The 22,091-nt window shown below is 58.7% G+C and carries 21 protein-coding genes; 4 read left to right on the forward strand and 17 right to left on the reverse strand.

Features of this window, described 5'->3' with window-relative positions; translation table 11 throughout:
- Window positions 1-36: 36 nt before the first annotated feature.
- Entirely contained in the window at window positions 37-1,461 is a 1,425-nt protein-coding gene (locus FJ980_RS03510; protein ID WP_140541560.1) for a phosphomannomutase, read from the reverse strand.
- Window positions 1,462-1,641: 180 nt separating this feature from the next.
- Window positions 1,642-2,577, reverse strand: a complete 936-nt coding sequence (locus tag FJ980_RS03515; RefSeq protein ID WP_181181088.1) for a class I SAM-dependent methyltransferase — start codon at window positions 2,575-2,577, stop codon at window positions 1,642-1,644.
- 329 nt (window positions 2,578-2,906) lie between these two features.
- On the opposite strand from FJ980_RS03515, the gene FJ980_RS03520 reads away from it, so the two are divergent.
- Window positions 2,907-3,524: a class I SAM-dependent methyltransferase gene (locus FJ980_RS03520; protein WP_140541562.1), complete on the forward strand. Its 618-nt coding sequence runs from the start codon at window positions 2,907-2,909 to the stop codon at window positions 3,522-3,524.
- Between the two features lie 33 nt (window positions 3,525-3,557).
- On the opposite strand, the gene FJ980_RS03525 is transcribed toward FJ980_RS03520, so the two are convergent.
- The 11 genes from FJ980_RS03525 to FJ980_RS03575 all read right to left on the reverse strand — a co-directional run bounded on the left by FJ980_RS03525 (window position 3,558) and on the right by FJ980_RS03575 (window position 14,964).
- The gene (locus tag FJ980_RS03525; RefSeq protein WP_140541563.1) at window positions 3,558-4,727 is read right to left on the reverse strand and encodes a glycosyltransferase; all 1,170 of its coding nucleotides are present in this window, start codon (window positions 4,725-4,727) and stop codon (window positions 3,558-3,560) included.
- A 30-nt stretch (window positions 4,728-4,757) separates the two neighbouring features.
- The gene (locus tag FJ980_RS03530) at window positions 4,758-7,391 is read right to left on the reverse strand and encodes a glycosyltransferase family 2 protein (RefSeq protein ID WP_140541564.1); all 2,634 of its coding nucleotides are present in this window, start codon (window positions 7,389-7,391) and stop codon (window positions 4,758-4,760) included.
- Between the two features lie 13 nt (window positions 7,392-7,404).
- The gene (locus FJ980_RS03535) at window positions 7,405-8,157 is read right to left on the reverse strand and encodes an ABC transporter ATP-binding protein (protein ID WP_140541565.1); all 753 of its coding nucleotides are present in this window, start codon (window positions 8,155-8,157) and stop codon (window positions 7,405-7,407) included.
- Window positions 8,154-8,951: an ABC transporter permease gene (locus tag FJ980_RS03540; RefSeq protein WP_140541566.1), complete on the reverse strand. Its 798-nt coding sequence runs from the start codon at window positions 8,949-8,951 to the stop codon at window positions 8,154-8,156. The genes FJ980_RS03535 and FJ980_RS03540 overlap by 4 nt, the downstream gene beginning before the upstream one ends.
- Window positions 8,948-9,451, reverse strand: coding sequence for a GNAT family N-acetyltransferase (locus tag FJ980_RS03545; protein WP_181181089.1), 504 nt, complete (start codon window positions 9,449-9,451; stop codon window positions 8,948-8,950). The genes FJ980_RS03540 and FJ980_RS03545 overlap by 4 nt, the downstream gene beginning before the upstream one ends.
- Complete coding sequence (locus tag FJ980_RS03550) at window positions 9,448-10,575, reverse strand: DegT/DnrJ/EryC1/StrS family aminotransferase (RefSeq protein WP_140541567.1); 1,128 nt, start codon at window positions 10,573-10,575, stop codon at window positions 9,448-9,450. Before FJ980_RS03550 ends, FJ980_RS03545 begins: the two co-directional genes overlap by 4 nt.
- Window positions 10,576-10,592: 17 nt before the next feature.
- Complete coding sequence (gene rfbD, locus FJ980_RS03555; RefSeq protein WP_140541568.1) at window positions 10,593-11,510, reverse strand: dTDP-4-dehydrorhamnose reductase; 918 nt, start codon at window positions 11,508-11,510, stop codon at window positions 10,593-10,595.
- On the reverse strand, window positions 11,507-12,700 hold the full coding sequence (gene rfbB / locus FJ980_RS03560) for a dTDP-glucose 4,6-dehydratase (RefSeq protein ID WP_246676295.1): 1,194 nt from the start codon (window positions 12,698-12,700) through the stop codon (window positions 11,507-11,509). The genes rfbD and rfbB overlap by 4 nt, the downstream gene beginning before the upstream one ends.
- Before the next feature lie 14 nt (window positions 12,701-12,714).
- On the reverse strand, window positions 12,715-13,269 hold the full coding sequence (gene rfbC, locus FJ980_RS03565; RefSeq protein ID WP_140541569.1) for a dTDP-4-dehydrorhamnose 3,5-epimerase: 555 nt from the start codon (window positions 13,267-13,269) through the stop codon (window positions 12,715-12,717).
- Window positions 13,262-14,152, reverse strand: coding sequence for a glucose-1-phosphate thymidylyltransferase RfbA (rfbA, locus tag FJ980_RS03570; RefSeq protein WP_140541570.1), 891 nt, complete (start codon window positions 14,150-14,152; stop codon window positions 13,262-13,264). Before rfbA ends, rfbC begins: the two co-directional genes overlap by 8 nt.
- Window positions 14,153-14,373: 221 nt before the next feature.
- Window positions 14,374-14,964, reverse strand: coding sequence for a biotin transporter BioY (locus tag FJ980_RS03575; RefSeq protein ID WP_140541571.1), 591 nt, complete (start codon window positions 14,962-14,964; stop codon window positions 14,374-14,376).
- Between the two features lie 220 nt (window positions 14,965-15,184).
- On the opposite strand from FJ980_RS03575, the gene FJ980_RS03580 reads away from it, so the two are divergent.
- Window positions 15,185-16,093: an MBL fold metallo-hydrolase gene (locus FJ980_RS03580; RefSeq protein WP_140541572.1), complete on the forward strand. Its 909-nt coding sequence runs from the start codon at window positions 15,185-15,187 to the stop codon at window positions 16,091-16,093.
- Here FJ980_RS03580 and FJ980_RS03585 read toward each other — a convergent pair whose 3' ends face one another.
- Together FJ980_RS03585 and FJ980_RS03590 are read right to left on the reverse strand one after the other, a co-directional pair.
- Window positions 16,094-16,879, reverse strand: coding sequence for a DUF1499 domain-containing protein (locus tag FJ980_RS03585; RefSeq protein WP_140541573.1), 786 nt, complete (start codon window positions 16,877-16,879; stop codon window positions 16,094-16,096). It lies immediately after the preceding gene.
- An 82-nt stretch (window positions 16,880-16,961) separates the two neighbouring features.
- On the reverse strand, window positions 16,962-18,590 hold the full coding sequence (locus FJ980_RS03590) for a fatty-acid--CoA ligase (RefSeq protein ID WP_140541574.1): 1,629 nt from the start codon (window positions 18,588-18,590) through the stop codon (window positions 16,962-16,964).
- A 192-nt stretch (window positions 18,591-18,782) separates the two neighbouring features.
- Here FJ980_RS03590 and FJ980_RS03595 point away from each other — a divergent pair, with 192 nt between their 5' ends.
- Both FJ980_RS03595 and FJ980_RS03600 read left to right on the forward strand, forming a co-directional pair.
- Window positions 18,783-19,139, forward strand: a complete 357-nt coding sequence (locus FJ980_RS03595; RefSeq protein WP_140541575.1) for a hypothetical protein — start codon at window positions 18,783-18,785, stop codon at window positions 19,137-19,139.
- Window positions 19,140-19,339: 200 nt separating this feature from the next.
- Window positions 19,340-19,729 (forward strand): DUF427 domain-containing protein, encoded by a 390-nt coding sequence (locus FJ980_RS03600; protein ID WP_140541576.1) that lies wholly within the window; start codon window positions 19,340-19,342, stop codon window positions 19,727-19,729.
- Window positions 19,730-19,812: 83 nt separating this feature from the next.
- Here FJ980_RS03600 and FJ980_RS03605 read toward each other — a convergent pair whose 3' ends face one another.
- A complete protein-coding gene (locus FJ980_RS03605) occupies window positions 19,813-20,550 on the reverse strand; it encodes a polysaccharide deacetylase family protein (RefSeq protein WP_140541614.1) in 738 nt (245 codons plus the stop codon).
- A 134-nt stretch (window positions 20,551-20,684) separates the two neighbouring features.
- On the reverse strand, window positions 20,685-21,782 hold the full coding sequence (locus FJ980_RS03610) for a glycosyltransferase family 9 protein (protein ID WP_246676292.1): 1,098 nt from the start codon (window positions 21,780-21,782) through the stop codon (window positions 20,685-20,687).
- Window positions 21,783-22,091: the final 309 nt, after the last annotated feature.

Here is a 22,091-nt window from a genome sequence, read left to right on the forward strand (position 1 = left end):
GCCCCAAGCCCGCGGCGATCGCTGGCTCCATCTTCGTTATACGGCTTCTGATTCATCTGCCAGTGTGGTGTCGCGCGCTCGTTCCAGCGCCATTGCCACAATCTCGCTCGCCCTGTCATGGCTGGCGGCCTCGGCATAGCACCGAAATTCGGGAGCGTTGCCGGAAGGCCGCAGATGGATGATCTCGCCGCTGGTCATCTGTGCCCTGAGACCGTCGGTCTCATCGACGTCCAAGACGCTGCCGAAGGGGGCAAGGAAGTGCTGCAAGGCGTCGCGGTCGGCGAGCTTTCGCATCAAGCCGCGCGATTTCTCGACAGGGAAGTTCTCGAGCCGTTCGCTGGCGCAGACCGGAAGCCTCCAGGTTTCGCGCAGGCCGGACAGCGATTTTCCGGACGATGCCATCGTGCCCAGCACCGCCAGGATCGGCAAAAATGAATCCCGCGTCGGCAGCGCCGACAAGACCTTGCCGTTCACCACGCAGTCCGACCCCAGAAGAACCCCGCCATTGGCTTCGAAGCCGACGATAATGCCGCCTGCCTGCCGCGCGGCGTCCATTCCCTCTATGACGAAAGGGGATCCGACTTTCGTTCTCCTGACGCCGAATCCGAAAGCCTCGGAGATGCCTGAGTTGGAGGTGATCGGCGTCACCACAATATCGGCCTTAAGGAACAGCGCCGTGGCCAGCCCGATCAAGTCGCCGCGGAACAGCTCGCCACTGTCGTCGATGACAAGCGGGCGATCGGCATCGGCGTCGGCCGAGAGCACGGCGTCGAATTCGAATTCGCGCACCCAGTCGTTCACCTTCGCCATCGTTTCCTGGCCGACGGCCTCCGTATCGACGGGCACGAAGGTTTCCGTTTTCCCGACGGGGATCACCTCGGCGCCGTAGGACCGCAGGACCTCGACCAGCAGCTCCGCCGCAACCGTGCTGTGCTGGTAGACGCCGAGCTTCATTCCGGAAAGGGCGCGAGGGGGCAGAATGCCGTCGACACGATCTCGAAAGGCCGCGAGCGCCTGTTCGTGGCCGGCTTGCCGGTCCGCATGGGCCGGAGGCCAGGGATATCGATCCGACAGTTCCGCGACATGAGCGGTGATCGCGGCCTCGTCCGCCTTGTCGATCTCGCCCTTCGGCCCATAGAACTTGATGCCGTTGCGGTCGGCGGGAATATGCGACCCGGTCACCATAAGCGCCGCGGCGCCGTGCAGGCGGGCATAAAAGGCGAGCGCGGGCGTGGGGATGGGACCGCAATCGACCGGCTGGAAGCCGGCCGCGGCCAATGCCGCCATGCAGTCTTCGGCAATCGTTGGGCTGCTGTCGCGCAAATCGCGCCCGACGAAGACCTTGCCTTGCTGAAATCCGGTCGACCGCAAGCGCCGGGCGAAACCCTCGGTATAAAGTCCGCTTGGCCTTCCAACCAATTCGGAAGCCAAACCCCGAACGCCGCTTGAGCCGAATTTCATCAGTCTGCTTTGCTGTTGGAAGACTGCCGACGCTCATTGGAATGAGCCCGGCCGCCCCCGGCTGTCAACAGCAAAAACAACTCGAAATCCGCGTCTTTCCTAGAGCAATTCCAGGAAAAGTGTGAGCGGTTTTCCGTCCGGAATTGCGTAAAATCAAAGAGCCATGCTTGGCGATGCAGCTTACGAAATAAGCAGGCGCAGTTCCTTGTCTCGCTTGCGCAAGCTGTTGCGGATCGACGAGATCTTCTCGGCTTGCAGCGACCTCAGTGCTTCTTCTGGCATCTCAACTGGTGCCTTCTTCGCGGAAAAATAGAACTCGAATTGGCCAGGGGACGTCGGCTCGAGAAAATCCGGAACCAGGGTAAAGAGGCCCAACCTGCAAGCGCCGTCAATCAGGTCGAGAAACGAAGACGGCGTAAATATCCAGCAGTGACTATCGATGTAAGATGCATTGTCCCTAATTTCATATGCTTGTTGCAAAGCCAAGAATGGAGCTGGCGATCCGGAAAATGCAGGGGTCGCGTCGACATCGACATCGGTATTCCAGATAGCTCCTGGTTCGATGGCTTTGGCATAGTACGTATGATCGAACATCTGCCTGATGCTCGGACGAACATATCCAAGAAGATCGGCCTCCACCAACTCACCCATTGTGCTTAATGGGCATCTGATGTCGAAAGTGTATCTACGATCCGGGATGGCGAGATTGAACACGCCTCCTGGCTTTAACACTTCGCCGATGCCTCTAAACCATCCAAGGACATTGGGCACATGCTCGATGACATGACATGCGATTGCAAAATCGAAGACATCGGTGTCACCGACGATTGCAGCCAGAGAGCCGGAGCCGGGCCACACATACGTCACATCCACCATCCTTTGTACCCGTTTAGGATGGTCGCGATGCCGTTTTTTCAGTTCTTCAGTCGACGCATAGTCGACGTAGGAGACATCACCGACTGGCAGAGTAGGGAAATTAAGAGCGCCTATTTCAAGGCCCTTTTGTTCCCTATAGAGAACGCCGCGCGCCAAGCACTTTTCCCGGTTCGATGTTGGCTCCCACTTCGCCAGGAATTCTTCATCAAAGCCGTTCAGACCGTCCTGAGTCACTGCCATCACCATCCTCAAGCTAATTGAGTAGGCGCGAAGATGCCATCAGGCAGGCCCAGGACAAAATATCGTCCACCGACACTTCAGATTGCAAAACCCCAACCCGTCGCCCGGTTATCGCGTTAGCGCGGAGAGAGGGAGGGCTAGAGGTTTTTTGAAGCGCTGTTGAGATGCTGTGCGCCAAACGGCCGATACGTTGTGTGAGCCTCGCACCTTGCGGCGCTGTCCGAAAATCAACCCTAATGTGCCTGCGCCACCATAATTCCTAGATCGTCCACTACAGCTGCCCCATTGGCTTCGTCAGCTGTATAATTGTTAATTGAAGGAGTTGATTGATGAGTCGAGATTGGGAAAATTGGGACGTCGGAGGCGTTGCCAGCGAGATTGAAGCAATTTGGCAGGGTTCCGAGGCTGAACTTGCCCATCGCGAGAGATTAGTGGACGTTGTGTCCCGCTATGTCACCCGCGCTCAAACGTCTGTATTGGAAGTCGGCTCCGGAACAGGCCTCGTTTACGAAAAGCTCGTAACAAACTTACCCGTCAATATCAGGTATACTGGTGTTGATTCCTCGATAAAGATGCTTGAAATCGCCAGGGAAAATTTCCCTCAGGGGCAATTTCTTTACGGCGATGGTTATGAACTCGTTTTTAGAGACAGAGAATTCGATACTGTTTTGTGCTTCGAAGTTCTCGGCCACATCCCGCAGATCGAACCGGTCGTCCGCGAGTTGATCCGCGTCGCAAAAGAGACATGCATCTTTACCGTATGGCCGAGCGATAGCGCCGACATCGCTGAAAGTTGCGAAATAATCGATGGCGTCAAATTTTTGCACCGGCGATACTCCGACGCCTATGTCAAAAGAGCAATCTATGGTGTCCCGCCCAAGGATTTTAGGAGTATCGATGTGGAACCCCTCCCGATCGGAGGCACAGCCTACATCGTTACACTGTGAATCTGGTCCATATTCATTCCCATAAAGCGCATCTCACCCGAGAATTTTGAATCTTTTTATAATGCGCCGAGTGATCAAAGGGAGTCCGCCCTCCTCATAAGTGATTGAGAGATGGAGCTTTAGCCGATCGAGCCACCTCCAGAACCTCTTCGTATTGAAGCCGCCTTGGTCAAGCGGCTTAGGGTGATTTGCACGGTGCCCCGCCAATTGCTTGAAAAAGCTCGCCCAGGTGTGGGAAACGTGCAAGACGTCATAGCGTGCTTTGACGTCCTCAAATGCGCATTTCGCCAAGGTCTCGCGCCGATTGGTGTGCTCAAGAAGAATGAATAGCGCCTGCAACCAGGATGCCTGGGTGTTATCGACCAGCAACCCGGTGGCCGAATGTTTCACAACGTCGCTGTAGGGTGTAATGTTCGAGTAGATGCCGGCTATATGGCAGGCACCGTATTCACGGTACTTATTATCCGTTTTTCCGCGGTTGGCTTCGTGGTCCACCAGTGGCGCTAACCCGACTGCCCAATTCCTGGCGACCTGAAATTTAATATAGGCATCATAGTCGCCGGTGTGCGGAAAAAAGCGGATGCGCTCCCCAATCGTGACATCCCTTGGAAGGACGCCAGCGAACTCGAATACGGCCTTGGGGAATCTCTCTAGAGTCGGTTTGATAACCCCTGATATCAAGTCCAAATCGTCGATACGTGACGGGCTGCCCGCAAAACCAATCCGGATTTCATCCGTAGGGGACGGTTGCACACCATCAATCGCAGCGAAATCAAAAAACGTTGGCAGAACGGTGACACGATCATTGAAACTCGAAACGAACTTTGCCAGTTCGATGGAATTGGCAATCACTGCTTGTGCGTTAGAGACCGCAAACTCTAGCGACTTCCTTACAACGGGATGTCGATAATATGCGGCGAGAGAAGTATTTCCGGCAATACGCCAGAAGTTGTCATCGATGTAATATGCATAGGGCCGCTTTGCATCGACCAATATCTGCGCCCACCAGAGAGCCAGCGGATCTGCGCATCGGACAAACATCGGAATGACGTCGGGTGTAATCTCAGATGCTTGCAAACGGTCGAGAAACTGAGTTTTATGGCGAACACCATGTTCGTGGCATGCCCTCATAATCTGCTCGATTAGATGCGTTGTGGCGATTTCCGCCTCGATTACGACCAGTATGTTGGCGACGTTAGGCATGGCTACAACGGCTCGACAGGCTTGCAATGGCTATGCCAAACCACCTCCGACGACCGCGTCCCTGGTAACTTTTGCGATTTGAATCTGTTCTACGTATTCGACCTTTGCAAACGGAGCGATGGCTAAGCGGTTCCAGCCCAGATGAGAATAGGTCGCAAATTCGAGGGCATAGATCGGCCAACCGGAACGAGCGAACAGACGAAGACGCCATGTGCCATCCTGATGGACTACAGTTCCTTTCAGGTCGAAGGTGACCGGAAACTGGAGATCCATTGCGTCGAGAGCATGTGTCGATTGAATGGCGATGTCCCCGTCAGGCGTAACCAATTCGATCCCGACAAGCCCTTCATGAACGCCCTCAGATGAGAAAGCGCAAGAAATGCTCCTGAGCATTCCGCTCCTAAGCGGAATTGGGTATTCAACGAAAACCTTATCCTGAATACCATCTGACAATTCTAAATAGCTGTTCGGGGTGCGAATCCTATTTTTCTGAACATATTGGCGAATGTCCTCAAAGACGGGCGAGACATGAGGCCAGAGGTCTTCTCGGGTGAGACGCGGCTTGAAGCGCCTATAACGTCGAATTTTTGTCCTCAGTCCTGAAAGCTCAAGCAGGCTCGTTTTGAGCGAGTTAATATCCGAGGCGCGGTTCGCGCTTGCCTTAGAAAGAAGCATTTCTTTCAATCGAGATTCGATAGTCGTTGGGCTGACGGCTGGCGTGGCCTCAACAATCTTGTGCAGTGTCCTCAAATTTTGCTCGCCAGAGAAATGTGTTCGGCAGAAAGCGGCGTTGACCCGTTTGCAACTTTCCCAGGATTCGCGATTGGCGATAAGCCTCTTTAGTGCCAGAAGCCAGGCTCTGGGCTCTTGCGCCGGCTCCACTCTTGCCGAGGCGCCGTCAAACGCCGGGATATCATAGGGTGGATCGTTCGGCACCATTAGCAAAGCGTCGAGCAGGTAGGCGCAGAGCGCCACATTGAGAGTTTTATATTTGTTATTGATGGTCCTGCTGGGCGCGTGGATGAGGATATCTGGGCGGTACTCCGCAAGCTGGAGCAGCGCTCGATTCCAATCTATATCGAACGGCAAAAAAGTTATCTTCAGATTTCGGTTTTCGGAGGCAAGATCCCAGAGTTCTGCGTCCTCGGCATCGAAGCCACCCACAATAAAGTGAATTCTACATGCCTTGCTCGCCAGTTGACGCAGAGCAGGAAGAACATTTTCCCGCAGACCGCGTTGCCGATGCTTTCCTCCAATGGAAGCAACTTTCAACTCGAAGTCGCGTACTTTGGTTGATTCTGTAAATTCTGGGGGAGTCTTTGCGTAGCTGACAGGGAACAAATACAAATTCGGATGTATAAGATTGGCGTCAAAATATTCCAACAATTCAGGGCTGCTCAGCAGGACCCCAGAGAACCTTTTTAGTTTTATCCTTAGTTGCTGCTTAGAAAAATCTTCGGACGTTACGTAAGATTCTACTGATGACAGCTCAGTAAAATTGTCATCAAGGAAATAATACAACGGTATACCGAGTTGATGAGCGGCGTTTATCCACTCCATGTGAATGTCGAGGTGTCGTACGATCACGACACAAGAAGCTGAAGGTAATTCAGAAATTTGGAGATTACCCTGCGAGAGAATAACTCGGACTTGACCTTGCATCGCTCTCGGAAGGTAGTCGAAATACAACGACGTCGAAGCGTTATGCGCAGATGTTAAGACGATAATTTCTTTCTTCTGGGCGGACTTTTCACCGAGCGGCATATCATTCAGCCACTGCCGCTTTGAAATGTGAGAGGTGGCCAAGTCCGCAATTGTAGCAGTCGTACGCGCAGAAATTCCTGGCCGCGACGAAAAGACATCGATATCGAGAAAAACCTGAGGAGTAAGATTTCTACGGTCAGCACGCATCCACTCCTCGCTTGCGCCCGACGTCATAACATAAGTTTTTCCTAACGAATCTTCAGTCGAAGGTCCAGTTATCTCACCAACGTTTACATCAACGTAATGTAGCAGATACTTTTCGCCGACCCTGCGCCACAAATCCCAATCGCATATCCGAGTCATAACTACGTTAGGATCATACAGCCCAATAACGTCTATAACGCGCCTTGGCAAAAGTACGGCAGAGTTAGAGATTAAATTTCGGGTTTGCAAATTGTATGCAGATAGCGGTTGACCTAGCCTTACAGATTGAATTGTAGATGAACCATATTCTCTAGCTAACATTGTAACATAGCCGTAGCAAACTCGACCAGGGTTGGCGAGACTATGCTCTAGCAACTTTTCGAGCGCATCGGGGTAGAAGATATCATCGTCGAATGCGAATGCGATAAAGTCGGCGCGAGCCTTAGTAAAGGCCTCAAATTCAGATATAGCTGGAAGGCCGATGTTGCGTGGATGCCTGAGGCAGCTTACGCGTCCATCGCCACGCATCAATTCTGCGATCTGATCGGCAGTTCCGTCAGTGCTTGCATCGTCAACGATAATGAGCTCGATGTCTTCCAGCGTCTGACCCAACACGGACTGGACCGCCTTACGAAATAGGCCGCTAGCGCCTCGGCGGTATGTAGGCAGCAGCACAGAAATGGCCGGCTTGTGGTCGTCCGAATATCCGGATCCTGGAATCCAGATCGTATCTTTCACTAAGTCTCTGACTTTCATCGTAATTCAGCCATCATGGATTTGGTAAGTTTGTACGCGAGTAGATTTCGAGTACCTTAGACGTCTCTCCGTCCATACGAACTCCGCCCGCATCGAGCCAAATCGTTCGCCGGCAAAAAGACTCCAGAAGATTCGTTGCATGGCTTGCGAAGACCAGAACCTTGCCTTGCTCCATAAACTCATACATCCGCCGCTTGGCCTTGTCCGCAAATCTGATATCCCCGGCACCCATCACCTCATCGATCAGCAAGATCTCAGGATTAATGCTGGTCGACACGGCAAAAGCTAGGCGGATAAACATGCCGGCTGAATAAGTGCGAACCGGATAATCCAGAAATTCTCCGAGCTCCGTGAATGCCCCGATTTCGGGCAACTTCTCCTCGATCTCGGCGGGAGACATACCAAGCAGAAGACCGCGGATGCGAATATTATCCCAACCGGATTGATTCATCTCGAAACCGGTCGCGAATTCGAACATCGGGCAAACATGACCCCGAACAACCACCTTTCCGGACGTTGGTGGATAAATCTTTGCCATAACCTTCAGCAGCGTGCTTTTACCCGCGCCGTTGAGGCCTATAAGGCCAACTCTTTCGCCGCTCCCGATACTGAGGTTGACCCCACGAAGCGCGTCCACGCTATATGTGGACTGATGCGGCTTTCTCCCCGTTAAGCGGCCAGCCAACCAGTCTTTCAAACCGTCGCTACTGCGCTCGCCCTGAAAACGAATTCCCACGTCCTCGAGTTTGATTGCGAATTCGGTCATAGCAGGAAAACAAGCCGATTATCGAGACTACGGGCGATCGCTGCGGCAACTGCCCACACCGCGAAAACATAGATCACCGTAAAAAAATAGTTTTCCAACGGAGGGAATCCTCCTTCAAGAATTGGGTGTCTAACAACATCAATCAGATAATAAAGTGGGTTATACCTGTAGACAAAATCTAGGTGCTTCGCCTGAAGTACTTGTACAGGAAACATGATTGGGGTTACAAAGAACAAAACTTGTAATATTCCCGCCAGTGCGAAAGGAAAATCCCTAAATCTAGTGCCGAGATATGCGGAAATCACAATATGACCAAGAGCAGCGACCAACAAGAGCCCAAGCCCCGGAACGGCGATTAGCCAGCCCACAATGTGCATTCGCCCAAAAAACAATTGCATTAGGACAATTGCCGAAAATCCAATTATCATAATTATGCTGTAACTTACAAGAGCGCGCAGAAGATATATCTGTTTTGGATATGAAAACTGTTTGATGTAACCCTCAGAGACGATGAATGCCGACCCGGCTTCAGTAAATGAAGAAAGTATCAATCCCCATATAACAAAACCGGTATTCAAGAAGGGCAAAAAATCAGCCATAGGCTGACCAAGCATGACGCCATAGACAAGACCAGCGCCGCCGACGAAAAACGCCAAATTAAGCAGGATCCACAAAGGTCCAATAAACGAGCGTCGGAATCGTGCCTTGATGTCTTGAACACCTAGGAAGGTCCAAACTCGCCAAAGCTTCAGCGATGTAAGCGCATCGGTATAAAGTTGCTCTCTTGGAGTCATCTGGCGGGCTCTTGGTTAAAGTTCATCCGGATGAGGCCGTTCGAACGACTCTCTTCTGCAAAGCCGCATCGTGTGTAGAGTTCGATTGCTTTGCGATTCCGCTCCATGACCTCCAGGAATAAATTGGGCAATTTTAGTACATCGATTCCGAACCGCACGAGTTCAGCGCACGAGCGCTTTATGTAACCCCTCCCCCCCATATCCGGAGCAACAAGAAACCGCCCAATCTCAGCGCTTCCAGCATAGTGATCGATGTCATAGATGCCGCACTGGCCTACTGGTCGGCCATTAGCTTCTATCAGGAAGAAAAAATCATCTTCCTTTTGAAGGTAGCGTTTGTACCAGGAGAGATGCGCTTCGAAGGCGATCTTGTCGGAACTCTTGAACCAGACGCGCGCCTCGTCGCGATTGCGCCAAGCAAGGATAGTCTCAAGATCTCGCTCCTCCACGAGTCTCAAGACGACGGTTCCATCTCCAAAAGGAGTGACGTGCTGCTTCATTGTGCGTATTGGAGGACCAGTTCGGAAACCAGATCCACATCCGCCTTGCGCATCCGCAGGTGCAGAGGCAGGGAGATGATTTCCTGGCTTGCGGCTGCCGCATTTGGGCATGTGCCCGCGGCGAAAGCGTACATCTGGTAATCAGTGTTGTCGCGATAGTGGACGCCAGGATAGACGCCATGCTCGTTCAACGCCAGCATCAGCATGTCGCGATTCTTCACGCGTATCTGCAAGAGATGCTGTGCAGATTCACATCCCTTGGCGGTCGGCACGACGCTTACCCTGTTGTGCCCATCAAAATGCTGCCGATACCAGACGGCCAGCTGGCGCCGGAAGGAATTGTCGATATCGAGATACTTCAACTGGACAATGGCCATCGCTGCCATGATCGAGTTACCATGGAATTTATAACCGACCTCCTCGACGTCATACATCCATTTGTAAGCCCCCTGGGCAGCAGTGCGGGCATAGGTGTCCTTATTGATGCCCAACCAAGTGAGCTTGCGGACCCGCTCGTCGTCTTCCGCATCCTTGAAGCAAATCATTCCGGAATCGGCTGTGGGGAGATTTTTGACAGCCTGAAAGCTGAACACTGATACGTCAGCTTCACCGCCGATGTGCTTGCCGTCAACGCGCGTTCCCGCCATGTGGGCCGCATCGAGCACAACTTTGATGCCGTTCGCACGGCATATTTCCAAGATCTTCTGATATCTGCCGACATTCCCGCCCATGCCGACGAAAATGAGGGCTTTTGTTCTGTCGGTGATAAGCTTGGTGACGCTTTCAGGGTCGAGGCAAAGATGCTCGTCAACATCCGCGAACACCGGCTTGAGGCCAGCGTAGAGAATGGCATGGTTCGTCGAAACGAATGTCAACGGCGTCGTTATGACTTCGTCTTCGTTGGTCCATCCATGTTTCGACTTAAAAATCTGGAAAGCTAGGTGAAGTCCGACGGTATTGGAATTCAGAAAGTGAGCGTGCGGAATCCCGGTATAATCCTTCCACGCGGTCTCAAATTCCGTTGTCTTGAAGCCCAGTCCCGTCCAGCCTTTTTCGAGGCACTCGCGGATCTCCGACAGACACTCTTCAATACGGAAACTTGGTACAAATAGCTGAACAGTCATCGTTCCTCCAGCGTTGCCTACTGGTTCAGTTGCATGTTTGCCTGTCTTGCCTCTCCGAGCACAAGACGCGACACGATTTCTGCGGTAGACTCGCGCCACTGTGGCGCGGCCCATTCAAATGCCGAGGCGAACTTCACTGTTGAGAGCCGTGAGTTGGCAGGACGCCGCGCCTTGGTCGGATAGTCCGCCGTCGCGATATCGCGCACGGTCGCGTATGGACCACCAAACGCCCGGCTTGTGTCGAGGATGTGACGGGCAAAGCCGCTCCAGTTGGTGTCGCCACTTCCTACCAAGTGATAGATGCCAAAGGCGGCAAAATTCTTGTCGTTCGCCAATTTCGCCGCCGCATGCAGGATCGCGTCGGCGATGTCGAGCGCCGATGTCGGATTGCCCCACTGATCGGCGACGACCGATATCTCGTCGCGGTCGGCGGCCAGCCTCAGCATTGTCTTGACGAAGTTCCTGCCGAAGGGGCTGTAGGCCCAGGCCGTGCGCAGGATGAGATGGCGCGGGTTGGCCGCGGCGACCGCCTCTTCGCCGGCGAGCTTGGAGGCGCCGTAGACGCCGAGCGGCGCGGTCGGGTCGGTCTCGACATAGGCGCCGTGCTTGGCGCCGTCGAAGACATAGTCGGTCGACAGATGGATGACGGGAACGCCGAGCCTTGCCGCGGCTTGCGCCACCGTGCCGGCGCCGGTTGCGTTCACGGCGAAGGCCAGGTCCTTGTCGTCCTCGGCCTGGTCGACGGCGGTGTAGGCGGCGGCGGAAACGACGAGGTCGGGCCTTGCCGCTTCAAGGGCCGCGAGCACGGTGCCGGGCCGCGCAAGGTCGAGCGCCGGCCGGCCGACGGCGACGACCTCGACATCGTCGCGGTTCCGCGCCGCCTCGACCAGGCTTGCGGCGACCTGGCCTTCGCGTCCGGTGACGGCAAGCCTCACGTGGTCACCTTCCTGCTCTCGGCCGCGTTTTCAGCCGGGCTGCGTTCGGTCTTTGCGTTGCCGATCGGGGCGTTGCCGATCAAGGCGTTCTCGATCGGGGCGTTCTCGACCAGGGCGTTCTCGACCGGGCGCGCCGTAGCCCGGCCCAGCCGCGCGCCGTCGTAGCGCTGCTCGCGGATCGGCCCCCACCACCATTTGTTGTCGAGATACCAGTCGACGGTCCGGGCCAGGCCGCTGTCGAAATCCTCCCGCGGCGCCCAGCCGAGGTCGCGCGCGATCTTGGAGGCGTCGATCGCATAGCGGCGGTCATGGCCGGGGCGGTCGGTGACGAAGGCGATCAGCTCGCGATGGCGCTTGCCGCCGGCGCGCGGCCGCCGCAGGTCGAGCAGGTCGCAGATCGCCTCGACGACGCCCAGATTGGTGCGCTCGGAATTGCCGCCGACATTGTAGCTCTCGCCCGGCCGCCCCCTGGTCGCCACCAGCTCCAGGGCGCGCGCGTGATCCTCGACGAACAGCCAGTCGCGCACATTCGCGCCGGCGCCGTAGACGGGCAGCGGCTTCTCGTCGAGCGCGTTGAGGATGACCAGCGGGATCAGCTTTTCCGGGAAATGATAGGGGCCGTAATTGTTGGAGCAGTTGGAAAGCACCACCGGCAGGCCGTAGGTCTCGTGCCAGGCCCGCACCAGATGGTCGGAGGCCGCCTTGGAGGCCGAATAGGGCGAGGACGGCGCATAGGGCGTGTCCTCGACGAACATGCCGCCGTCGAAAGGCAGGTCGCCGAAGACCTCGTCGGTCGAGACATGATGGAAGCGGAAGCCCGCCTTGCGCTCGTCGGGCAGGCCGCGCCAATATTCCAGCGCGGCGTTCAGGATGCGGTAGGTGCCGACGATGTTGGTCTCGATGAAGGCGCCTGGACCGTCGATCGAGCGGTCGACATGGCTCTCGGCGGCGAGGTTCATGACGATGTCGATATCGTCGCGGCGCAAGATCTCCAGCACCGCGCGCTCGTCGCAGATGTCGGCCTGCTCGAAGCGGTAATTATGCGCGTTCTCGATCGGCCTCAGCGAAGCGAGGTTGCCGGCATAGGTGAGCTTGTCGAGATTGGTGACGCGGTAGGCCGGATTGGCGCACAGATGCCGGCACACGGCCGAGCCGATGAAGCCGGCGCCGCCGGTGACCAGGAAATTCATGCCGCCGTCCCTCCTCACGCGAACACCTCCGCCGCGCCCAGCAGCGGCGCGTTGCGGTCCTTGTCCGAAAGCTGGAAGCCGCCGGCGATCTCCGGCCATTTTATGCCGATCGCCGGGTCGTCGAAGCGGATCGAGCGGTCGTGCCCGGGCGAATAGGTGTCGGTCACCTTGTAGAGCACCTCGGTATCCGGCACGAGCGTGACGAAACCATGCGCGAAGCCATTCGGCACCAGGACCTGGTTGCCCTTGTCGGCCGATATCTCCAGCGCTTCCCATTTGCCGAAAGTGGGCGAAGAACGGCGGATATCGACCGCGACATCGAGCACGCTGCCCCGGATGACGCGCAGCAGCTTGGCTTGCGCGCGCGGCGGCAGCTGGTAATGCAGGCCGCGCAGCACGCCGGCCGCAGCGGAATAGGAATGGTTGTCCTGCACGAAATCGAGATCGATGCCGGCTTCGGCGAAGCGCTCCGCATTCCAGGTCTCGCTGAAAAAGCCGCGCGCGTCGCCATGCCGCTTCGGCACGATCTCCAGCACGCCGTCGAGGCCGAGCCGCCTGACCTCAAGCACCGCGTTCCTCCATCAGATCGGCCACCCGCCGGCGCAGATAGGCGGCATATTCGTTCTTGCCGAGCCGCGCGGCACGGTCCAGAACCTTGTCGGCGCCGATCCAGTGCTGCTCCAGCGCAATTTCTTCCGGGCACGCGATCTTGATGCCTTGGCGATGCTCGATCGTGCGCACGAAAGACGATGCCTCGAGCAGGCTGTCATGCGTGCCGGTGTCCAGCCAGGCATAGCCGCGGCCGAGGCGATGCACATGCAATTCGCCACGCTTGAGATAGACATTGTTGACCGCGGTTATCTCGAGCTCGCCGCGCGCCGAAGGGCGGATCGTCGAGGCGATGTCGACCACGTCGTTGTCGTAGAAATAGAGACCGGTCACGGCCCAGTTGGACTTCGGCCTTTGCGGCTTCTCCTCGATCGTCAGGGCCTTGCCGGTGGCCTTGTCGAAGGAGACCACGCCATAGCGCTCGGGATCGTCGACATAATAGGCGAAGACCGAGGCGCCGCCGTCGCGCGTCGCCGCCTCGCGGCAGAGCTGCGACAGGCCGCCGCCGAAATAGATGTTGTCGCCGAGAATCATCGACACGCTGTCCTTGCCGATGAAGTCGCGGCCGATGATGAAGGCCTCGGCGAGGCCGTTGGGCAGCGCCTGCACGGCATAGGACAATTCCAGCCCGAATTCGGAACCGTCGCCCAGCAACGCCTGGAAAACCGGTAAGTCGCGCGGAGTTGAAATGACCAGAATCTGGCGAATTCCCGCGAGCATCAGCACGCTCAGCGGGTAATAGATCATCGGCTTGTCGTAGATCGGCAGTATTTGCTTAGAAACCGCTAATGTTAGCGGATAGAGACGTGTTCCGCTGCCACCCGCAAGGATAATTCCTTTCAAAAAGCTCTCCTTGAACTACCGCGGCCCCCGCCTCGACGCCAAGTTGCCCGTGCTTAGTTTTCGGGCGCTGGCTTGTCAATGTCGGCTTTGACTGCTTTCCGACGTTACTTCATCGCTTTCTATCATCCGGCGTAAGGCGGTTTCGAGCGAAATCCGACAGCGCCATGAAAAAGGGCCGGCAGGCGCCTGTCGCCCGCCGGCCCTTTTCTCGTCGATTGTTCTCAGCCGCGCTTGAGCAATGTCCACACGGCCGGCACCAGGCTGGCGGCCAAAGCCACCTTGATCAGGTCGCCGACGATGAAGGGCAGGACGCCGAACTGCCAGGACTTTTCCGGCCCGATGAGTGTGGCCAGCCAGGCAAAGCCCATGGCCATCATGACGACCTCCGCCGCCAGCATGGCGCCGAACAGCTTGAACGGGTCGCGGTCCCAGCCGCGGTCGGCGGCCCAGCCGGCGATCGCCGCCATGACCACGAAGCCGGCGAGATAGCCGCCCGTGGAGCCCAGCATATAGACAATGCCGATGCCCTTTTCCGGCGTGCCCTGGAAGACCGGCAGACCAAAAGCGCCCTCGGCGAGGTAGAGAAGGAGCGTCGCGACGGCAAGGCGCAGGCCGAACGCCGAGGCGATCAACAGCACGGCCAGCGTCTGCAGCGAGATGTCGACCGGGCCGAGCACCACCTTGGTCTTGGCTGAAAGTGTCAGCAGCAAGGTTCCGGCGAGCGCCAGGAAGAGCTGGGTCGCCAGCCGGGCAACACCCCGATCCGGCAGGGTGAGAGAAACAAGCGGGCGCATCGTGGTTGCAGTTGCCATGGTCTTCCCCATTCTGGCTGATTTGCCGGGTGGCTGATCAGCTGGCTCTTAAAGCGCATCGCGCAGAAACGCATTCAGGCGACGCGCTTTAGAATTGTCTTGATGCATGTCGTTCTCCCAAAACCGCTGCGCAGTTTTGGGAGACATGCATTGTTTTTCCTATATTGGCTTCCGTATCGGACGGCAATCATTTTGCCGCATCGCAACGGAGCCCGCAGGCATGGCCCTTGAATTCGACACCAGCTTCGATCCTGCCTATGGCCGTGCGGTTTCGGTCGCGCCGGATGTGCTGCGCATCACCGCAAGAAATCCGGGCCCTTTCACCTTCCACGGCACCAACAGCTATCTCGTCGGCCGCGACACGCTGGCGGTGATCGATCCAGGGCCGGAAGACGACGCCCATCTCGAAACACTGCTCAAGGCGATCGGCGGCCGACCGGTCAGCCACATCTTCGTCAGCCACACCCATCGCGACCATTCGCCTTTGGCGGCGCGGCTGAAAGAGCGCACCGGCGCGCCAATGCTTGCCGAAGGCCCGCATCGGCCGGCGCGCGCCTTGCGCATCGGCGAAGTCAATCCGCTCGACGCCAGCGCCGATCTCGCCTTCGTTCCCGATGTCGTGCTGGCCGACAATGCGCTGACCGAGGGCGACGGCTGGGCCATCCGCACCGTGCTGACGCCCGGCCACACCGCCAACCACGCCGTGTTTGCCCTCGAGGGGACCGGAACCCTGTTTTCAGCCGACCATGTCATGGCCTGGTCGACCTCGATCGTCGCGCCGCCGGATGGCGCCATGGCCGACTATATGAGCTCCCTCGACAAGCTTTTGGCGCGCGACGATCGTTTGCTGTTGCCGGGCCACGGCGGAGCTGTGACCGCGCCGCAAAGCTTCATGCGCGGACTGAAGACGCATCGCAAGATGCGCGAAAGGGCGATCCTGGAACGCATCCGCGCCGGGGACCGGACGATCGCGGAGATGGTTGCGGCGATCTATCGCGACACCGACCCGCGGCTGCACGGCGCTGCCGGCCTGTCGGTGCTTGCCCATCTCGAGGATCTGGTCGCGCGCGGCCTGGTCGTCACGGACGGCGATCCGGCCATAGACGGAATTTTCAGCCCCGCCGCGTGATCACTCAGCCGGCGCCGCGCCGACCTGCCCCGCGACCTCCTGGTCGAGCTCGCCGAGGAAATCCGTGATGCGGGCGGCGTTGTCGCCAAGGTCGTAGCGGCCGTAGCGCGAGGCCGAGCGCATGTCGACGATGACCTGCTCGCCGTCGTCGGTAATGCGGATGGCGACGTCGGCCGGCAGTCCGAGCACGAAGCCCTTGGCCAGCGCGTTGATCGTCGCTTCGCTCTGGCCGTTGATGTCGGGATAAGGTGCCGTCAATTGCCAGTCGCGGCGGTCGAGCACGGTTTCGACAGCGTCGACGACGGTTTCGAAAGGCAGATTGTAGCTGCGCCCGCTGACCAGCGGATAGGCATCGGCCTGCAGGCTCTGCTCGCCCGGGGTCGGCGGCGACAACTCGTTCATGTCGCCGGTGCGGTCGCTGGTGTCCAGCACAGGCGGATCGTCGAGATCGGTCGAGATGTCGCGCAGCGGCGGATAGATCGTCGCCCAGTAGACGGCGACGCCGTAGGGCGCCAGCACCAGCAGGGCCAGCAGCGCGCCGATGGAGAGATCGCGGCCGCCGCGATCGCCGAAGCTCCAGACCCTGGCCAGGCCGAGCCCGGCCAGCAACAGGGCAAGCGCGGCCAGCAGCGCGACGAGCGCCAGCACCCACAGGAAAGGCGGCGTTTCGACGAGACCCAGCCGGTAAGCGGCAACGGCGGTGAGCAAAAGGACGAGAGAGAATGCCCCGATCCGCCGCGACCAGCCGGCCGCCCTTGACGTCTGCCGTTCAGGAATAGATGCCATTCTTTGCCGTGTCGCCCCAACCCGGGCCGAGAGTTAGCGGTTTTTGGCGCCGGCTTGAAGCCGAAAGATCGAACATTTTTCGTCAATCCGTCGGCAGGCGGTAATCCTTGAACTGGTCGCGCAAACTGGTCTTCTGGATCTTGCCGGTGGCGGTGTGCGGAATTTCGCCGACGAAGGCGACGTCATCGGGCATCCACCACTTCGCCACCTTGCCGCTCATGAAGGCGAGAATGTCGGTCTTGGTCGGCTCCTTGCCGGGCTTGCGCACGACGACGAGCAAAGGCCGCTCGCCCCATTTGGAGTGCGGGATGCCGATGGCCGCCGCCTCCGCCACGTCCGGATGGCCCACGGCAAGGTTCTCGAGATCGATGGTCGATATCCACTCGCCGCCGGACTTGATGACGTCCTTTGCGCGATCGGTGATCTGCATATAGCCGCTGGCGTCGATATGGGCGACATCGCCGGTATCGAACCAACCATCCGCATCGAACTGCTCGGCGCCGGCGCCGCCATAATAGGCTCGGGCCACCGCGGGGCCGCGCACCTTGAGATGTCCGAAGGTCTTGCCGTCCCAGGGCAGCGCGTTGTTGTCGTCGTCCGTCACTTTCATCTCGACGCCGAAGGGGGGAAAACCCTGCTTGCCCTGGACATCGAGCCGCGCCTCGCCGGTCAGCATCTCATGTTGCGGCTTCAAGGTGCACAGGGTGCCCAGCGGCGACATCTCGGTCATGCCCCAGGCATGCACCACCTGCACGTTGTAGTTGTCCTGGAACTTGGCGGTGATGGCACGCGGACAGGACGCCCCGCCGATGACGACCTTCTTCAGGTGAGGCAGCTTCTTGCCGGTTTCCTCAAGATATTGGAGCAGCATCATCCATACGGTCGGCACGGCCGCGCTGAACGTCACCTTCTCGGTGTCGAGCAGTTCATAGATCGAAGCGCCGTCCATCTTGCAGCCCGGCATCACCAGCTTGGCACCGATCATCGGCCCGCTCTGACCGAGCCCCCAGGCGTTGGCGTGAAACATCGGCACGACCGGCAGGATCACGTCCCGGGTGGACATGCCCATGGCGTCGGGCATGGCGGCCATCATGGCGTGAAGGACATTGGAGCGGTGGCTGTAGAGGACGCCTTTCGGGTCGCCCGTCGTGCCCGACGTGTAGCACATGCCGGCGGCGGTGTTCTCGTCGAACGTCTTCCAGGCGAAGGCGCCGTCGGCTTCGGCCAGCCATTCCTCGTAGGCGACGGCGTTCGTCAGCGACGTTTGCGGCATATGCTCCCGGTCGGTCAGCACGATCACCTTTGTCAGCGACCGGACCGCGCTGGCAATCTTTTCCAGGATCGGCACGAAAGTCAGGTCGACGAAGATCGCCTTGTCTTCGGCATTGTTCATGATCCATGCGATCTGCTCGGGAAAAAGCCTCGGGTTGAGCGTGTGGTAGATCGCGCCGATGCCCATGATGCCGTACCAGGCCTCGATATGGCGAGCCGTGTTCCAGGCGAGAGTCGCGATGCGGTCGCCGAGCCTGAAGCCGTCGCGCTCCAGCCGTTGCGCCACCTTGAGCGACCGGTGATGGATCTCGGCAAAGGTGGTGCGCACGATCGGGCCTTCGATCGAGCGCGACACCACCTCCCTGCCGCCATGCTGACGTTCCGCATGATCAAGCAGCTTGTGGCAAAGCAGCGGCCATTCCTGCATCAATCCGAGCATCAATTCCTCCCCTTTGCGCATTTCGCGTCATTTGTTTCACGCATTGTGGAACGAACCGGCGGATTGTCCAGCCGTCATAAGTCGAAGCCGGTGGATGGATCGAAGGGCCAGGCAAAGCCGCCATAATCCGGCCATCGTCGCCGTTAAGGTTCATTAACGGGCTCGGTGAGATTGGCGGATGGAGAGGTTCGCATGGACGCGCAGCTCGACGATAAGGCCCTCGAAAGCACGCTTGCCGAAAGTCTGGACGATCTGACGCCGGACACCAAAACCGTTTCCGAAGATGAATTTGCCGAAGTCGTCGGCGGCGCGCTGGAGGCCGTCGGCGGAACGCTGCTGTTCCAGATGCGCGTTGAAAACGGCGCCGAGGGCGAGCATGTCGCCGCGGCCTGCATCGGTAACGCCGACAATCGTCAGTTCCTGCTGCTCACGCTGCCGACCACCGGCGGCGCGCTGAAGGTCGAGACGGCGGCGAGAAGCACCAATCCGGTCGCGGGCATTGCTGCTGCCTATGCCGGCCTCATGGACGCCTTCAAGACGGCCGCCTGACGACCCGAAGCTGACGTTCAATGAATGGTGATGACGCCAAGCGGGACGCGCGCTTGCGCGACGCGCCTGGCCGACACATGTAAGTCCCCCCTGAGAACGTTTCACCGTTTCGCGGAAACGACGAAACGTTCTCTCTTCGTTTTGACGCAATTCCGGACGGAAAAACGCACTTTTCCTGGAATTGCTCCAGGAGACCATTCATGGACAAGCTTACCAATCCAGCGCCCGGCTTCCAGCGCAACCGGGACAAGGTGATCACGGTCGAACCTTATCGCGGCACCGTCACGGTCCGCGCGGGCGACAGGATCATCGCCACATCGACTGCGGCAAAGGTTCTCTCGGAGCCACCTTACCCGGCCGTCTTCTACATCCCGTTCGACGATATCGATTTCGGCAAGCTCGCCCCGACCGACCATTCGACACATTGCCCATACAAGGGCGATGCCAGCTACTGGAGCGTCCAGCCAGCCGGCGAAGCCGGCGAGAATGCGATGTGGGCTTACGAGCATCCGTTCGACGAAATGGTCGAGATCCGCAATCACGGCGCGTTCTACACGAACAAGGTGACGGTCGAAGCCACGCCGGACTGAGCCGTAAAGGGAGGGCGTTTACGTCAATCTCGAAAGCATGTGGCTGCCAAAAATTCAGCCGTCGCCACCCTCGCGCCGCGCTCTCAATCCGTGGTGCCGTCATTGCCGACGCCCTCGGCATCGTCGAGGCGTACGAAGGTCATGCCCTTCTGCTTCAAGGCCAGCAGCCCCTGAACCACGCCCTCGCCGGCGGCATGGGTCGGCTGGTTGATGTGGGCGATGATGACATCGCCGTCCTTGGCGGCCCCGATGCGGCGCGCCGTTTCCTTCGCGCCGAGCAGCGAGCCGCCGTCGCCATTGACCGAGAAGCCTGCGATCTTGAAGCCCAGCCTGCGGATCATGGCGATCGCCGAGGGGCTGTATTCGGCGGTGGCGCCGCGAAACCATTTTGCCGCAGGGCCGCCCGCGCCAACCAGGGCGGCGGCGCCGGATTCAACCTCGGCCTGCACGGCGTCCGGACTGCCGGCGCTGCGGATGCCGAAGATCTTCCGCGGCATATCGACCGCCGGAATATGGCGGCCGCCGTGATTTTCCAACTCGAACAGGTCGGGATGCGCCCGCATGATCTCGACGGCCTCGGCATTGCGCTTCAGCCAGATGCCGGTAACGAAGATCGTCGCCGGTATCCTGTTGTCGACAAGCGCCGAAAGTATCCTTGTGTCGGTCTTTCCGCCGCAGGCATCGAGTGTCAAGGCGACGCGACCACCACCTTCAACGCCCTGCGGCTTCAGATGCAGCGTCGGCTCGAGCAGCGTCGCGGCATTGCCCGCCGACGCCGCGAACAGCACCATCGCGCAAAAGGAGTTTCGAAGCAGACCCATCATTCATTCCAAACCGGCACGCTCGGCATCATCTTCGCGCCGCGCCAAAAACTTGTCTCTAGAAGACCGGCATCTAGGCGAAAATCGGGACGGCAAACAGCGTAAAAACAGCAATCGCGAAAATTTGCTTTCGCCTATACCGCTGCTTCCAGAGGCATCTCGGTTCGGGCCAGCAACTGGAGCACGGCCTCGACGACCGCGTCGACCTCCAGGCGCCAGACGCAGCATGCCTTGTTGGGGTCGGGCCGTTCGCACAGGTCGCCACCGACGCAGTCACAAGGCATGGACGGGCATACCGCGATGCTCGGCGCGCCGACTGGCCCCCAGTGGATCGGGCTCTGCAGGCCGAACAGGCCGACGACGGGAGTGCCGACCGCGGCAGCCATGTGCATGGGGCCGCTGTCGTTGCCGAGAAACAGCCGCGCCTGCTTGAACAGCGCCGGCAACGTTTCGAGCGGGAGCGCCCCGACCAGGTTGACGATCGGCGTCTTGGCAGTCGCCAGAATCTTCTCGGCCACCCCGTTCTCATCCGGGCCTCCGACCAGGGCGACGTCGAGACCGGTTTCGGCCGCTATCCGATCGATTGCAGCGGCAAAGCGCTCGGGCTGCCAGCGGCGCCCAGGGAAGCTTGCCCCGGCATGCACCGCGACAAAGGCGTTCGGCCGAAGGTGCAGCTTGTCCAGCAGCGCCAAGGCTTTCGTCGTCTCGAACGGCAGCGGCCGGAAGGCGGGAGCCCGCACGCGCAAGTCGACGCCAAGCGCCTCCAGCGGCGAAAGATAACGATAGAGAAAGTGCTGCTCGCCATAGCCGAACGGCTTGGCCTTCACATTGGCAGGTTGGCGCGCAAACCAATGCAGGGGCCTCTCGGACGGGTGATATCCCACGCGAACCCGTGCGCCGACCAGCCCCAAGATGAACCGCGACGTCTTGGTGTCGGTGATGTCGATGGCCATGTCGAAATGGTAGCGGCGCAACTTAAAGAGCGTGAGAACGAGCTCCTGCAGGCGTAGCAGCGGCGTGCCGCGCATATGGGAACGGCGGAAGGTCACAACCTCGGCGGCGATGCCGTTGGCGGTGAGGAGACCGCCGAAGCGGGCGTCGCAGAGGAAGACGACGCGGGCGTCAGGGTATTCGAGCTGCAGGTTCTTCGCCAGCGCGGAGGCAAGAACGAGATCGCCAATGTGCTTCGTCTGCAGGATCAGGATCGAGCGGACCGCGGAGGGAGCCCGCAACGTCGGTGTCCGGGGGCCGGACGGACCGGAATTCGCGAAGCCGGGTTGAGATGTCGACATGTGGAACCATCACGCGCATTTTCACGTGATCTTATACAAGACGACACGGTCGCGAACCATCGGAGTCTCGCGCGCCGATAGAGCGTTTCAACATTTCTCGGAAACCGCGAAGAATGCGCTATTTCGTCGTCTTTGACGCAATTCCGGACGGAAGGCTAAGGCGAAGTCCCAGGACCCGACCGTTTCACACGTTTTCCTGGCTTGCGCAAAGAAGGGAGACGCGGCCGACGGGCGGTCCGCAATTCCAGC

Origin of the sequence: Mesorhizobium sp. B1-1-5, from assembly GCF_006443065.1 — a bacterium.
Lineage (GTDB): Bacteria > Pseudomonadota > Alphaproteobacteria > Rhizobiales > Rhizobiaceae > Mesorhizobium.

Bases quoted from the DNA above. Each gene is read 5' to 3' on its own strand.
- FJ980_RS03605 (WP_140541614.1), bottom strand. From the start codon at position 20,550: ATGGGTCTGCTTCGAAACTCCTTTTGCGCGATGGTGCTGTTCGCGGCG.
- FJ980_RS03510 (WP_140541560.1), bottom strand. From the start codon at position 1,461: ATGAAATTCGGCTCAAGCGGCGTTCGGGGTTTGGCTTCCGAATTGGTT.
- FJ980_RS03535 (WP_140541565.1), bottom strand. From the start codon at position 8,157: ATGACCGAATTCGCAATCAAACTCGAGGACGTGGGAATTCGTTTTCAG.
- rfbB (WP_246676295.1), bottom strand. From the start codon at position 12,700: ATGAATTTCCTGGTCACCGGCGGCGCCGGCTTCATCGGCTCGGCCGTG.
- FJ980_RS03575 (WP_140541571.1), bottom strand. From the start codon at position 14,964: ATGGCAACTGCAACCACGATGCGCCCGCTTGTTTCTCTCACCCTGCCG.
- FJ980_RS03515 (WP_181181088.1), bottom strand. From the start codon at position 2,577: ATGGCAGTGACTCAGGACGGTCTGAACGGCTTTGATGAAGAATTCCTG.
- FJ980_RS03585 (WP_140541573.1), bottom strand. From the start codon at position 16,879: ATGGCATCTATTCCTGAACGGCAGACGTCAAGGGCGGCCGGCTGGTCG.
- FJ980_RS03580 (WP_140541572.1), top strand. From the start codon at position 15,185: ATGGCCCTTGAATTCGACACCAGCTTCGATCCTGCCTATGGCCGTGCG.
- FJ980_RS03590 (WP_140541574.1), bottom strand. From the start codon at position 18,590: ATGCTCGGATTGATGCAGGAATGGCCGCTGCTTTGCCACAAGCTGCTT.
- FJ980_RS03540 (WP_140541566.1), bottom strand. From the start codon at position 8,951: ATGACTCCAAGAGAGCAACTTTATACCGATGCGCTTACATCGCTGAAG.
- FJ980_RS03530 (WP_140541564.1), bottom strand. From the start codon at position 7,391: ATGAAAGTCAGAGACTTAGTGAAAGATACGATCTGGATTCCAGGATCC.
- FJ980_RS03520 (WP_140541562.1), top strand. From the start codon at position 2,907: ATGAGTCGAGATTGGGAAAATTGGGACGTCGGAGGCGTTGCCAGCGAG.
- FJ980_RS03595 (WP_140541575.1), top strand. From the start codon at position 18,783: ATGGACGCGCAGCTCGACGATAAGGCCCTCGAAAGCACGCTTGCCGAA.
- FJ980_RS03525 (WP_140541563.1), bottom strand. From the start codon at position 4,727: ATGCCTAACGTCGCCAACATACTGGTCGTAATCGAGGCGGAAATCGCC.
- FJ980_RS03550 (WP_140541567.1), bottom strand. From the start codon at position 10,575: ATGACTGTTCAGCTATTTGTACCAAGTTTCCGTATTGAAGAGTGTCTG.
- FJ980_RS03545 (WP_181181089.1), bottom strand. From the start codon at position 9,451: ATGAAGCAGCACGTCACTCCTTTTGGAGATGGAACCGTCGTCTTGAGA.
- FJ980_RS03600 (WP_140541576.1), top strand. From the start codon at position 19,340: ATGGACAAGCTTACCAATCCAGCGCCCGGCTTCCAGCGCAACCGGGAC.